The organism is Mycobacterium venezuelense (assembly GCF_054919535.1).
The window spans coordinates 183,345-196,568 of the sequence record NZ_JBONDW010000004.1; the positions used below are offsets into that span (position 1 = coordinate 183,345).

11 protein-coding genes are annotated in these 13,224 nt (G+C 69.2%); 7 read left to right on the plus strand and 4 right to left on the minus strand.

The genetic code is table 11. The annotated features are described in order from the left end of the window. Nucleotides 1–28: 28 nt before the first annotated feature. On the plus strand, nucleotides 29–694 hold the full coding sequence (locus ACRCUN_RS08280; RefSeq protein ID WP_462141148.1) for an SDR family oxidoreductase: 666 nt from the start codon (nucleotides 29–31) through the stop codon (nucleotides 692–694). On the opposite strand, the gene leuS is transcribed toward ACRCUN_RS08280, so the two are convergent. Then, complete coding sequence (gene leuS, locus ACRCUN_RS08285) at nucleotides 695–3,556, minus strand: leucine--tRNA ligase (RefSeq protein WP_462141149.1); 2,862 nt, start codon at nucleotides 3,554–3,556, stop codon at nucleotides 695–697. It abuts the gene before it with no gap. A gap of 217 nt (nucleotides 3,557–3,773) precedes the next feature. Here leuS and ACRCUN_RS08290 point away from each other — a divergent pair, with 217 nt between their 5' ends. Next, complete coding sequence (locus ACRCUN_RS08290) at nucleotides 3,774–4,661, plus strand: LpqN/LpqT family lipoprotein (protein ID WP_462141150.1); 888 nt, start codon at nucleotides 3,774–3,776, stop codon at nucleotides 4,659–4,661. Between the two features lie 70 nt (nucleotides 4,662–4,731). Next, entirely contained in the window at nucleotides 4,732–5,082 is a 351-nt protein-coding gene (locus ACRCUN_RS08295; protein ID WP_462141151.1) for a hypothetical protein, read from the plus strand. 1 nt (nucleotide 5,083) lies between these two features. Here ACRCUN_RS08295 and ACRCUN_RS08300 read toward each other — a convergent pair whose 3' ends face one another. After that, nucleotides 5,084–5,689 (minus strand): YqgE/AlgH family protein, encoded by a 606-nt coding sequence (locus ACRCUN_RS08300; protein ID WP_462141152.1) that lies wholly within the window; start codon nucleotides 5,687–5,689, stop codon nucleotides 5,084–5,086. A 162-nt stretch (nucleotides 5,690–5,851) separates the two neighbouring features. Here ACRCUN_RS08300 and ACRCUN_RS08305 point away from each other — a divergent pair, with 162 nt between their 5' ends. Together ACRCUN_RS08305 and ACRCUN_RS08310 are read left to right on the plus strand one after the other, a co-directional pair. Beyond that, nucleotides 5,852–7,138: an MFS transporter gene (locus ACRCUN_RS08305; protein ID WP_462141153.1), complete on the plus strand. Its 1,287-nt coding sequence runs from the start codon at nucleotides 5,852–5,854 to the stop codon at nucleotides 7,136–7,138. A gap of 21 nt (nucleotides 7,139–7,159) precedes the next feature. Then, on the plus strand, nucleotides 7,160–7,936 hold the full coding sequence (locus tag ACRCUN_RS08310; RefSeq protein WP_462141154.1) for a TIGR03084 family metal-binding protein: 777 nt from the start codon (nucleotides 7,160–7,162) through the stop codon (nucleotides 7,934–7,936). An 18-nt stretch (nucleotides 7,937–7,954) separates the two neighbouring features. On the opposite strand, the gene ACRCUN_RS08315 is transcribed toward ACRCUN_RS08310, so the two are convergent. Then, the gene (locus tag ACRCUN_RS08315; RefSeq protein WP_462141155.1) at nucleotides 7,955–8,446 is read right to left on the minus strand and encodes a pullulanase; all 492 of its coding nucleotides are present in this window, start codon (nucleotides 8,444–8,446) and stop codon (nucleotides 7,955–7,957) included. A gap of 18 nt (nucleotides 8,447–8,464) precedes the next feature. Then, entirely contained in the window at nucleotides 8,465–9,913 is a 1,449-nt protein-coding gene (locus ACRCUN_RS08320; RefSeq protein WP_462141156.1) for a CCA tRNA nucleotidyltransferase, read from the minus strand. An 84-nt stretch (nucleotides 9,914–9,997) separates the two neighbouring features. Here ACRCUN_RS08320 and ACRCUN_RS08325 point away from each other — a divergent pair, with 84 nt between their 5' ends. Beyond that, nucleotides 9,998–10,804 carry an NUDIX hydrolase gene (locus ACRCUN_RS08325; protein ID WP_462141157.1) on the plus strand — a complete coding sequence of 269 codons (807 nt, stop codon included), beginning with the start codon at nucleotides 9,998–10,000 and terminating at the stop codon, nucleotides 10,802–10,804. Nucleotides 10,805–10,818: 14 nt separating this feature from the next. Beyond that, entirely contained in the window at nucleotides 10,819–13,215 is a 2,397-nt protein-coding gene (locus ACRCUN_RS08330) for a DUF6049 family protein (protein ID WP_462141349.1), read from the plus strand. Nucleotides 13,216–13,224: the final 9 nt, after the last annotated feature.

Below are 13,224 nucleotides of genomic sequence, written 5' to 3' on the forward strand. Positions count from 1 at the left end.
GGCGGAGGGGCCTAGTAACGTTTCAGGAGTGCCGACCGCGCTCATCACCGGGGCCGGCGGCGGCATCGGTTCGGCCATTGCCGCCGCGCTCGCCCCCACCCATACCGTGCTGCTGGCCGGGCGTCCGTCCGCTCACCTCGATGAACTCGCCGAGCGGCTGGGCGCACCGACCTGGCCGCTCGATCTCACCGACGCCGACTCGATCGAGGCCAGTTCCGAAGTGCTCGCCGAGCTCGACGTCCTCGTCCACAACGCCGGCGTGCTCTACCCGGGCCGCGTCGGCGAATCGAGCGCCGAGGAATGGCGGGCCTCGTTCGAGGTCAACGTCACCGGGGCGGTCGCGTTGACACTGGCGCTGCTGCCGGCGTTGCGCGCGGCCCGCGGCCACGTCGTGTTCATCAATTCCGGTGCGGGCCGGACGGTCTCGGCCGGCATGGCGTCCTACTCGGCGAGCAAGTTCGCCCTCCGTGCCTTCGCCGACTCGCTGCGTGCCGACGAGCCGGCCCTGCGCGTCACCTCGATCTTTCCCGGCCGTACCGACTCCGAGATGCAGCGCGAGCTCGTCGCGTACGAGGGCAAGGAGTACGACCCCGGGCGCTTCCTGCGCCCGGAGACCGTCGCCGGCTTGGTCGCCAACGCCGTCACAACCCCGCCGGACGGCCACGTACACGAGATCGTGGTCCGCCCCGGCTGATCAGACGACGATGTTGACCAGCCGGCCGGGTACGACGATGACCTTCTTCGGCGTCGCGCCTGCCACGAAGGCCTGCACCTTCTCGTCGGCCAGAGCCGCGGCCTCAAGCGTCGCCTTGTCAGCATCGGCTGCGACGGTGATCTTGCTGCGCACCTTGCCATTGACCTGAACCGGGAACTCGATGGTGTCGTCCACCAGGTACTGCGGGTCGGCCACCGGGAACGGTCCGTGCGCGAGCGACGTGTCGTGGCCCAGCCGCTTCCACAACTCCTCGGCCAGATGCGGCGCCAGCGGTGCCACCATCAGCACCAGCGGTTCGATCGCGGCCCGCGCCGAAACACCTTCTTTGGTGAGGTGGTTGGTGTACTCGATCAGCTTCGCCGCGGCCGTGTTGTTGCGAAGCGCGGCATAGTCTTCGGTGACCCCGGCGATCGTGCGGTGCAGGATCCGCAACGTCTGCTCGTCGAGTGCCTCGTGTGCGGCGACCCGCACGGCTCCGGTCGTCTCGTCGATCACGACTCGCCACACCCGCTGCAGGAACCGGTGCGCACCGACGACGTCCTTCGTCGCCCACGGGCGCGACGCCTCGAGCGGACCCATCGACATCTCGTAGACCCGAAGCGTGTCAGCGCCATAGGTGTCGCAGATCTCGTCGGGCGACACCGAGTTCTTCAGGCTCTTGCCGATCTTGCCGAACTCCTGGTTGACCTCGATTTCGCCATCCGGGCCCGGCCAGTAGAACTTGCCGTCCCGCTCGACGACTTCGGCTGCCGGAACATAGGTTCCGCGCGCATCGGTGTAGGCGAAGGCCTGAATGTAGCCCTGGTTCACCAGACGCCGATAGGGTTCCCGCGACGACACGTGACCGAGGTCGTAGAGCACCTTGTGCCAGAACCGCGAATACAGCAGGTGCAGCACCGCGTGTTCGACGCCGCCGACGTACAGGTCGACACCGCCCGGATCGTCCGGCCCGTGCTCGGCCGGGCGCGGGCCCATCCAATAGGCCTCATTTTCCTTGGCGCACAACTCCTCTGAGTTGTGTGGGTCGGTGTAACGGAGCTCGTACCACGAGCTGCCCGCCCACTGCGGCATCACGTTGGTGTCGCGGGTGTATGTCTGCAGGCCGTCGCCCAGATCGAGCTCGACGTGCACCCATTCGGTCGCCTTGTTGAGGGGCGGCGACGGCTCGCTGTCGGCGTCGTCGGGATCGAACAGGACCGGCGAATAGTCCGGGACGTCCGGAAGTTCGACGGGCAGAGCCGATTCCGGCAGCGAGTGAGCGCGGCCCTCGGCGTCGTAGACGATCGGGAACGGCTCGCCCCAGTACCGCTGACGCGCGAACAGCCAGTCGCGCAACTTGTACTCGATGCGGCGCTGGCCGTGCCCCTCGGCCTCCAGCCGGTCGATGATGGTGGCCTTGGCCGCATCGACGTCGAGACCGTTCAGATAGCCGGAGTTGACCATCGTTCCGTCGCCGCTGTACGCGGCCTCCGAGATGTCGCCGCCCGCAACGACTTCGATGATGGGAAGGCCGAACTGCTTGGCGAAGTCCCAGTCACGCTGATCGCCGCCGGGCACCGCCATGATGGCGCCGGTTCCGTAGCCGGCCAGCACATAGTCGGCGATGAAGACCGGAATCTGCTGTCCGTCAGCCGGGTTGGTGGCATAGGCGCCGAGGAACACGCCCGTCTTGGTCTTGTTCTCCTGACGCTCCAGATCCGACTTCGCCGCGATGTCGGCGCGGTACGCGGCGACGGCCTCGCGCGGCGACGCCGCCGAGTAGGTCCAGCGTTCGTCGGTGCCATCCGGCCACGCGTCGGCGGCCAGCGCATCGACCAGGTCGTGCTCGGGCGCCAGCACCACATACGTCGCGCCGAACAGCGTGTCCGGACGGGTCGTGAACACCTCGATGTTGCCTGCGCCGGTCGCGAACAGCACATTGGCGCCCGTCGAGCGGCCGATCCAGTTGCGCTGCATGGTCTTGACCTTGTCCGGCCAGTCCAGTAATTCGAGATCGTCGAGCAGCCGGTCGGAGTACGCGGTGATCCGCATCATCCACTGCCGCAACCGCTTGCGGAACACCGGGAAGTTGCCGCGGTCGCTGCGGCCGTCGGAGGTGACCTCTTCATTGGCCAGCACGGTGCCGAGCCCCGGGCACCAGTTGACCATCGAATCCGCGCGGTAGACGAGCCGGTAACCGTCGATCACATCGGCGCGGCCCGCCGCGTCGAGATCACGCCAGTTCTGGCCGTCATCGAGCGTCCTTGTCCCCGAGTCGAATTCGGCGACCAGTTCGCTGATGGGCCGGGCCCGGTTCAGATCGGGATCGAACCAGGCGTTGTAGATCTGCAGGAAGATCCACTGCGTCCACTTGTAGAAGTCGACGTCGGTGGTGGAGAAGCTGCGCCTGGCGTCGTGGCCGAGCCCGAGCCGGCCAAGCTGCCTGCGGAAGTTGACGATGTTGGCTTCGGTGCGGGTGCGCGGATGCGTCCCGGTCTGCACCGCGTACTGCTCGGCGGGCAGGCCGAACGCGTCGAAGCCCAGCGCATGCAGCACGTTGCGGCCCGTCATGCGGTAGTAGCGCGCGTACACGTCGGTCGCGATGTAGCCGAGCGGATGGCCGACGTGCAGGCCCTCGCCCGACGGGTACGGGAACATGTCCTGCACGAACATCTTGTCGGCAGGCACACCGGAGCCGTCGGCGGGGGCGAGCGAGCCCACCGGGTTGGCAACGTTGAACGTACCCAGCAGGTGCCACCGTTGCTGCCAGTCACGTTCGATCTGCCCGGCAAGCTCCGCGGTATAGCGGTGCTGCGGGGTATCCCCGTCGGGCCCTGACTGCGTGGTTGCGGGTTCGGTCACGCCCAACAGGGTATAAGGCCACGATTTTGCCGGTTTAGCCAGCTCACCACCCATCTGCCGGGCTGAACGGCACGGCTTGGTATCGGTTGCGTCGCAACCATGTCATGGCTTGATTCCAGGTCGGTTGCGCATCTGGTGACCGGGCCTGTGGCGTGGATACAGTCGGCGCCTGACGAGGGGCAGCAAATCGCCCCTGACCGTTGGGAAGGACCGAACGATGATCGAGAGTGCCCGCCGCTGGCGGGTTCTGGCAGCAGGAGCGGCCGTCGGCCTGGCAGGGGTCGTCGGCCTCGCGGGGAACACCGCGTCCGCCGAACCCTTGTTTCCTCTTCCACCCGGCCCCTCTGCACCGAGCCCGGCGACGGTGACGCAGACCGTGACCGTCGCCCCGGCCGCCGCACCGGCCGCGCCCGCCGCCGCAGGCGCCGTACCCGCGGTGCCCGCTCCGGTCGCGGTGCCAGCGGTGGCAGCGCAGACCATCACGCCTGCCTCGTCCGGCACTCTCGCCGAGTTCTTCAAGGCCAAGGGCGTCAAGATGGAGCCACAGGTCAGCCACGATTTCAAGGCGCTCAACATCGTGCTGCCGCTGCCAGCGGGCTGGTCGAAGGTGCCCGACCCGAACGTGCCAGACGCGTTCGCGGTCATCGCCGACCGCACGAGCACCGATCTGTACACGCCCAACGCCCAGGTGGTCGTCTACAAGCTGGTCGGCGACTTCGATCCGAAGGAAGCCATCAGCCACGGCTACATCGACAGCCAGCAGCAGCTGGGTTGGCGATCCACCGACATGTCTCTCGCCGATTTCAACGGTTTCCCGTCGGCGTTCATCGAGGGTAGCTACAACTCCGGCAGCCAGATGCTCAACACGTCGCGCAGGCACGTCATCGCGACCTCGGGCCCCGATCGGTACCTGGTGTCTCTCTCGGTCAACTCGTCGGCCGCCAACCAGGGCATATCGGCTTCGGCCGAGGCAGCCGACGCGATCGTGTCCGGGTTCCGGGTGAGCGCACCGACACCCGCGGCACCCCCGCCGGCTGCCCCCGCGGCGCCGCCCGCACTTCCCGCCCTGCCGGGTTTGCCGCAGCTTCTCGGGGCGCCGAGCTGAGCCGGAGCGCCCAGGAAAAGGTTGCGGCCCGACCCCACGGAATCGGCGTGCGCCTCGTATTGTGTGGCGCATGCTGATCGCCGCGCTGCTGTGTCTGAGCGCCGCCGTCGTCGTCGGAGTCCTCGGGCTGTGGTTGTTGTCCAGGCCGCGCACCGGGGACCCCGTGCGCAACGTGTTGCGAGCGGTGGCCCCCACTCAACTCGCCGCCGCGGTGATGCTCGCCGCGGGCGGCGCGGCCGCCCTCGCAGCGGCCCCGCAAACCGGCCTGATGGTCGTCGTGGTGTGCATCATCGGTGCGATCGCGACCGTGGCCGCGGGCTGCTGGCAGAGCGCCAAAGCCGTCGCGCGCACCGAGGCGAGCACGGGCTCGGCAGCAGGTTGCGCGGGCTCGTGCGCGAGCTGCACGCTGTCGTGCAAATAGATCAGTTCCGGCTGACGTCGATCGGGTGCGTCGCGAGCAGCGACGTGGGCAACGGCTGACGCCGCAGCACTCGGCCCCACAGGTCGACGCGAGGCTCGATCAGCACGTCAGACGGCAACGCCGACAAGACGATCCAGTCGTCACGCTCGATCTCACCGTCCAGCTGACCGATGGTCCAACCCGAGTAACCCGCGAATATCCGGACGCCTTCCAGCATGGGCGCCAGCACGTCGGGCTCGGCGTCGAGATCCACCATGACGACCCGGCCCTGTACATGCCGCAGGCCGGCCACACCGTCGGCTTGCATCCCGACCCGCAACGTCGCAAGGCACAGCGCCGAATCCCGTTTGACCGGGCCGCCGATGAACATCGTCTTCGGTTTCGACGTGAGCTTGGCCCACTGGGGCAGCACGTTGTAGACCGCGGTCTCGGACGGCCGGTTGAGGATCACCCCGAGAGTGCCACCGGCGTTGTGCTCGACGATGTAGATGACAGTGCGGCGAAACGTCGGCTCGAGGAGATCGGTGTTCGCGAGCAGCAGGGTTCCCGGTCGAACGCGGTGCGCCGCAGGAGCGACGAAATCCTCCGGGTCCTCTGACTGCGCCACTCGTACATCATGGCACCAGCGCCGCCGCGACGTGGCTAACAACCGCAGGCGTGGCCGGAATTCGGCGGTTGATCTCGCTCCTCGCGGGTTCGGCGAACTTTGTACTGTGGAGCGGGTTGCCGATTGCTCTGTGCACAGCTTCCCGAACAGGACGTGATTTCCGTGGTTGACGCTCGCGCGCCCATCGCCCTATGGCGGTCGCTGCAGGGCATGACGGAGTTCCGGCGGCTGCTGGAACTGCGTGCGGTCAGCCAGTTCGGCGACGGCTTGTTCCAGGCCGCGCTGGCCGGGGCGCTGCTGTTCAGTACGGAACGCGCCGCCACACCGTTTGCGATCGCCGGATCATTCGCAGTGCTGTTTCTGCCGTACTCGGTGCTCGGACCGTTTGCCGGCGCCCTGCTGGACCGCTGGGACCGGCGGCTGGTCATGATCGGCGCCAACCTGGGCCGGTTGCTGATGGTGCTGCTCGTCGGCGTGCTGCTCGCGTTCGGCGTCGCGGATTTGCCGATCCTGTTCGGCGCGCTGATCGCCAACGGGTTCACCCGGTTCGTGTCGTCGGGACTGTCGGCTGCCCTACCCGACGTGGTGCCCGCCGACCAGGTCGTGGCGATGAACGCGGTCGCCAGCGCGACGGGTGCGCTCGCGGCGTTCGTCGGGGCCAACTTCATGTTGCTGCCGCGCTGGGTTTTCGGGGCAGGCGATGCCGGGGCGTCGGTGATCATCTTCATCGTCCTGGCTCCGGTCGCGCTGGCGCTGTGGCTGTCTGTGCGGTTCGGCCCGCACGTGCTCGGTCCGCACGAGAGCAAACGCGCCATCCATGGGTCGGCCGCCTACGCCGTGGCCACCGGATGGGTACACGGCGCCCGCACCGTGCTCGCGGTGCGCACGGTCGCCGGAACGCTGGCCGGGCTCGCCGCCCACCGCATGGCGTTCGGCATCAACACGCTGCTGGTGCTCGTGATCGTCCGCCATGCCGACGCACCGACCGAGGTCGCCGGAGTGGGGCTCGGCACCGCGGTCGTGTTCGTGGCGGCCACCGGCACCGGCTCCTTCCTGGCGACCCTGGCCGCACCCGCGGTGATCGCCCGCCTGGGCCGCTACGCAACGGCCAACTGGGCTTTGGCATTCGCCGCGGTGATCCAGATCGTCGCCATCGGACTCGACCTGCCGGTGATGCTGGTGTGCGGGTTCCTGCTCGGCGCGGCCGGGCAGCTCGTGAAGCTGTGCGCCGATTCGGCCATGCAACTCGACGTCGACGACGCGTTGCGCGGGCACGTGTTCACCGTGCAGGACGCGCTGTTCTGGATGTCGTTCATCGCAGCGATCGCCGGGTCGGCGGTGTTCATCCCGTCCGACGGCCAGGCCCCTTGGCTGGTGGCGGCGGGATCGGTGATCTATCTGGCGGGCCTCGTCGTGCATGCGATGGTGGCCTCGCCGAAGCGGACCTAGCCCCGGTCTAAGGTGACCGGCATGTCGACAGCCCAGGACATCGTCGCCGATCTGCGGGCCGAGAGCGACGAGCTCGACACGCTCGTGGCCGACCTGCCTGAAACCGGCTGGGCGACCGTGACCCCGGCGCCCGGTTGGACCATCGCCCATCAGATCGCGCATCTGCTCTGGACCGACCGGGTGTCGCTCATCGCGATCACCGACGAGCCCGGCTTCAACGATGTGCTCGCCGCGGCGATGAAGAATCCGACCGGCTTCGTCGACGCCGGTGCCGAGGAGCTGGCGCTCACACCGCCGGGACGGCTGCTGGCCGATTGGCGCGAGACCCGCGGGCGGCTGCACGACGCGCTGCTCGACGTCACCGACGGCCGCAAGCTGCCATGGTTCGGCCCGCCGATGAGTGCGGCATCGATGGCGACCGCCCGGATGATGGAGACCTGGGCACACGGGCTCGATGTCGCCGACGCGCTCGGTGTGCGGCGGCCCGCCACCGCCCGGCTGCGCTCGATCGCCCACATCGGCGTTCGCACACGCGATTTCGCGTTCACCGTCAATGGACTGACGCCACCGGCCGAGCCGTTCCTGGTCGAGCTGCGTGCGCCCGACGGCTCGATGTGGTCATGGGGTCCAGACGATGCCGCGCAACGAGTGACGGGTTCGGCCGAGGACTTCTGCATGCTGGTCACGCAGCGCCGGGCGCCGTCGGAGTTGGACGTCACGGCTGACGGCGCCGACGCCGCGAAGTGGCTGACGATCGCGCAGGCGTTCGCGGGGCCGCCGGGAGCCGGCCGGGGCTGACCGCACGCGCCCGCCGAGTCACGACACCGAGTCGGCGCGGCCGTCGCCATCGGTGTCGGCGAGCTTGAGATCCCATCGGCCATCGCCGTCGGTGTCGACGTGTGCGAACTCGCCGGCAAGCACGCGGTCGGCCAGACCGTCGCCGTCGGCATCGAGCAGCCGGTCGTCGGCCGCGCCGTCCCCGTCGAAATCGACTGTCGGGCCGCCGGTCTGCTCGCCCCCGTCGAGCCCGAACCACCGCACCTGACCGGAACGATCGACGCTCACCGCCCAGACGCCGGATCCGTCGTCGGTGAAATAGCTCTCGGCGGTGCCGTCGTCGTCGATGTCGCGCACCGCGTGCTCGGCCAGCCCGTCGCCGTCGAGATCGGCCATCACGTCGTCGACACGGCCGTCGCCGTCGAGATCCAGCCCGATCCCGTCGAACGTACCGTTACCGTCGAGGTCGACATCGGGCGCTTTGGTCCACATGGTCGCCGAGCCGTCGGCGTCACCCAGGCAGTACTCCATGTCTGATCAGACGCACGATCAGCCCCTGGCGTTCCACCACTTCAACAATTCGTCGACGGCCTCGTCGCGGGTCAGCGGGCCGCGTTCGAGGCGCAGCTCCTTGAGGTGGCGCCACGCCTCACCGATCTGCGGTCCCGCGGGAATGCCGAGGATCTCCATGATCTCGTTGCCGTCGAGGTCGGGCCGAACCCGCTGCAGATCCTCCTTCGCCGCGAGCTCGGAGATGCGGGTCTCCAGGTCGTCGTAGTTGGCCTGCAGCCGCGCGGCGCGGCGCTTGTTGCGAGTCGTGCAGTCGGCGCGGACCAGCTTGTGCAGACGACCGAGCAGCGGGCCGGCATCGGTCACATAGCGACGCACGGCCGAGTCGGTCCACTTGCCGTCCCCGTACCCGTGGAACCGCAGATGCAGATACACGAGCTGCGACACATCGTCGACCATCTGCTTGGAGTACTTGAGCGCCCGCATGCGCTTGCGGGCCATCTTCGCGCCGACCACCTCGTGATGGTGAAAGCTCACTCCGCCGTCGGATTCGTGCTTGCGGGTCGCGGGCTTGCCGATGTCGTGCAGCAACGCCGCCCAGCGCAGCACCAGATCGGGCTCCGCCGGCTCCTCGAGATCCATGGCCTGCTGCAGCACCGTCAGCGAATGCCAGTACACATCCTTGTGCTGGTGATGTTCGTCGATGGCCATGCGCATGTCGCCGACCTCCGGCAGCACCACCGCGCCCATGCCGGTCTGCACCATCAGGTCGATGCCAGCCACCGGGTCGGTGCCCAACAGCAGCTTGTCGAGCTCGGCCGCGACGCGTTCGACCGTGATGCGTTCGAGCTGCGGAGCCATCTCCAGCAGCGCCTCGAGCACTCGCGGCGCCACGCTGAAACCCAGCTGCGAGACGAACCGGGCGGCCCGCAGCATGCGTAGCGGATCGTCGCCGAAGGAGACCTCGGGCGCCGACGGGGTGTCGAGGATCTTGTCGCGGGCCGCCGCCAAACCCCCTAGGGGATCGTGGAATTCGCCGGGTCCGTCGGGCGTGATGCGCACCGCCATGGCGTTGACGGTGAAGTCCCGGCGCACCAGATCGTCGTGGAGGTTGTCCCCGAACTCGACCGTCGGGTTGCGCGATACCTGGTCGTAGCTGTCGGCCCGGAAGGTCGTGATCTCCAGGCGGTCATCGCCCAAGCCGGCGCCGATCGTGCCGAACTGGATGCCGGTGTCCCACAGCGCGTCGGCCCAGGGCCGCAGGAACTTCTGCATCTGCTCGGGCCGGGCGTCGGTCGTGAAGTCCAGGTCGCTCGTGTCGGTCAGCCGGCCGAGCAGCGCGTCGCGCACGCTGCCGCCGACGAGGTAGAGCTCGTGGCCCGCGGCAGCGAACACCGCACCGAGGCCGCGCAGCACGTCGGCGCGGCGGTTCAGCGCGACGAGCGCGCCGGCCAGCAGTTCGGCATCAGCAGGAGCAGCATCGGGCACGTTCGATGAGCCTAATGCGCGCGGTGCGCCCGCTACCGGCGAGTGTGGCAGGAGCCGACCCGCGTGGCAGCTACTATCGCTTGGGTGTCGGACGGCGAACAGGCCAAACCACGACGGCGCCGGGGTCGGCGCCGTGGCCAACGCCGCGCACAACGGGCCGCCGGGCCACCGGCCGCGAGTGCCGAGCATCACACCGCGCAGCCCAGCGAACACGTCACCGACCAAACCCAGAAGCCTGCGGCGGCGCCGACACCGCGGGATCAATCCAAGCAACGTAAGTCGCGCCCCCGGCGCCCACCGGACCGGTTGCGGACCGTGCACGAGACATCGGCAGGCGGGCTGGTCATCGACGGGATCGACGGTCCCAAGGACACTCAGGTGGCGGCACTGATCGGCCGGGTCGACCGCCGCGGCCGCATGCTCTGGTCCCTGCCCAAGGGCCATATCGAACTCGGCGAGACGGCCGAGCAGACCGCGATCCGCGAGGTCGCCGAGGAGACCGGCATCCAGGGCAGCGTCCTGGCCGCGCTGGGCAGCATCGACTACTGGTTCGTCACCGAGGGCCGCCGGGTGCACAAGACAGTGCATCACTACCTGATGCGATTTCTCGGCGGAGAACTGTCCGACGACGATGTCGAAGTGACCGAAGTCGCCTGGGTTCCGCTGCGCGAGCTGCCGTCCCGGCTGGCCTACGCCGACGAGCGCAGGCTGGCCGAGGTGGCCGGTGAGCTGATCGACAAACTGCACACGGACGGGCCGGGAGCCCTGCCGCCATTGCCACGCAGCGCGCCGCGGCGACGCGCCCAGACGCACTCGCACACCCGCCGCCGCGATGACACTGCTCAACCCCAGCCCCGCCGGCGCACGAACGGATGCGGACAAGGCCCGTGACCGCCACCGCGGCGATGCACCGGTGGCCCTCGACCGTGGCGCGCATAGTGCTGGTCATGGCGTTGTTGTCGCTGTTCGTCATGCTCTCACCGGCCCAGCTGCCGCGCGCCACCGCGGGCGAACCCGGCGCTACGCCGTTCTTGCAGATCCGCATCGACCGGGTCACCCCAGAAGTCGTGACGACCACAAGCGAATCCGTCGTCACGGTCAGCGGCGTCATACTCAACGTCGGCGACCGGCCGGTTCGCGACGTGGTCATCCGGATGGAGCACGCGCGCGCCGTCACGTCGTCGACCGAGCTGCGCACCGATCTCACCGGTGACCTCGACCAGTTCGAGCCGGTCGCCGATTTCATCACCGTGGCGCCCGAGATGCAGCGCGGCCAGACCGTTCCCTTCACGCTGTCCTATCCGCTGCGGGCGGCCGGACAATCGCTGCACATCGACCGGCCCGGGGTGTATCCCGTGCTGGTCAACGTCAACGGCACACCCGACTACGGGGCACCCGCGCGCCTCGACGACGCCCGCTTCCTGCTGCCGGTCCTCGGCGTACCACCCGCCGACTCGGCCGCGACGGCGTCGGCCGCCGACACACTCAACTCGGTGGTCCCGCCGGACACGTCGAACCCGGTCCGGCTGACCATGCTCTGGCCGCTCGCCGACCGGCCACGGTTGGCGGCGGGCGCGCCGGGCGGCACCACCCCGGTGCGGCTGATCGACGACGACCTCGCGACATCGCTGGCACCCGGTGGACGGCTCGACACGCTGCTGTCGGCGATCGACTTCGCGACCGGCCCGACCGTCGACCCGTCCGGCCAGGTTCGCAGCGCGCTGTGCCTGGCCGTCGATCCCGACCTGCTCGTCACGGTCAACGCGATGACCGGCGGCTACGTCGTCAACGATGGGCCGGACGCCGGGCCGGGCACCCCGACCCGGCCGGGAACCGGCCAGGAAGCGGCGGTGGGCTGGCTGAATCGGCTACGAACCCTGGTGCAGCGCATGTGCGTCGCGCCGACCACCTATGCCCAAGCCGATCTCGCCGCCCTGCACCGGGTGGGCGATGCGGGCCTGAGCGGCACCGCGACCAATGGGGCAGGCGACATCGTCGACCAGATCCTTGGTGTCACCTCGACGCGCGGCGCGAGCCTGGTCGCCGACGGACCGCTCACCGGCCCGGCCGTGGACCTGCTCACCGCACAGGGCCAGACCGTGGCCATCGCGGCCGCCCACATCACCGCGCAAGACGCCGCGACCGGCACACCCGAGACCGCAGACGTGACCCCGGTGCGCTACTCCCCCAGCCTCGTCGCCGCCGGCTTCGACCCCGCGGTCGGCGCCGCGCTGGCCGGTGCGGGCACCGATCCCATTGCGCCGTCGTACCTGGACCCGTCGCTCGACATCCCGGTCCGCCACGACTCCCAGACCGCGCGGCGCCAGGACGCGCTCGGTGCCCTCATGTGGCGCGGCCTGACGCCCGACATCCAACCGCGAACCCAGATCCTGATGCCTCCACTGGTGTGGACCCTGCATCCCGACGACGCGCAGGCCATCCTCACCGCCGTCGCCACCACGATTCACGCCGGGCTCGCCGTACCGCGGCCACTCACGGCCGTCATCGCCGACGGCGACGCGGTGCCCGGCGCACCCGTGCAGCCGCTTCCCGCCGAGTCACTCGGCAACCCGCGCAGCCATATCGACGACGCGATCACCGGCGGGATCGCCGCGGTCATCGGACGGCTGTGGGGTCTGACCGCGGCGTTGACGACCGACGAGCGCACCGGGCTGACCGGCGTGCAGTACACCGCGCCGCTGCGCGAGGACATGCTGCGGGCGTTGAGCCAGTCGGTGCCGCCCGAGGCCCGCAACGGTTTGGCGCAGCAGCGCCTGGCCACCGTGTCGGGAAGCGTCGACGACATGTTCGGCGCGGTCACGATCGTCAACCCGGGCGGCGCCTACACCCTGGCCACCGAACGCAGTCCCCTGCCGCTGGCACTGCGCAACAACCTCCCGGTACCGGTCCGGGTACGGCTGCAGGTCGATGCGCCGCCCGGCATGACGGTGACCGACATGGGCGAGATCGTGCTGCCGCCCGGCTATCTGCCGTTGCGGGTGCCGATCGAGGTGCATTTCACGCAGCGCGTCGCGGTCGACGTGGCACTGCAAACCGCGGACGGCATGCCGCTCGGCGAGCCCGTGCGGTTGTCGGTGCATTCCAACGCGTACGGCAAGCTGCTGTTCTTCATCACCTTGTCGGCAGGCGCGGTGCTGGTCCTGCTGGCCGGGCGGCGGTTGTGGCACCGGTTCCGCGGCCAGCCCGATCCCGCTGACCTCACGCCTCCGGGTGAACATCCCGATCCCATCGAGGTCGCGATGGCGTTCAGCCGCGAGGACACGCCGGACGGTCGGCGATGACAGCGCCCC

Bases quoted from the DNA above. Each gene is read 5' to 3' on its own strand.
- ACRCUN_RS08330 (WP_462141349.1), top strand. From the start codon at position 10,819: ATGCACCGGTGGCCCTCGACCGTGGCGCGCATAGTGCTGGTCATGGCG.
- ACRCUN_RS08310 (WP_462141154.1), top strand. From the start codon at position 7,160: ATGTCGACAGCCCAGGACATCGTCGCCGATCTGCGGGCCGAGAGCGAC.
- ACRCUN_RS08290 (WP_462141150.1), top strand. From the start codon at position 3,774: ATGATCGAGAGTGCCCGCCGCTGGCGGGTTCTGGCAGCAGGAGCGGCC.
- ACRCUN_RS08315 (WP_462141155.1), bottom strand. From the start codon at position 8,446: ATGGAGTACTGCCTGGGTGACGCCGACGGCTCGGCGACCATGTGGACC.
- ACRCUN_RS08295 (WP_462141151.1), top strand. From the start codon at position 4,732: ATGCTGATCGCCGCGCTGCTGTGTCTGAGCGCCGCCGTCGTCGTCGGA.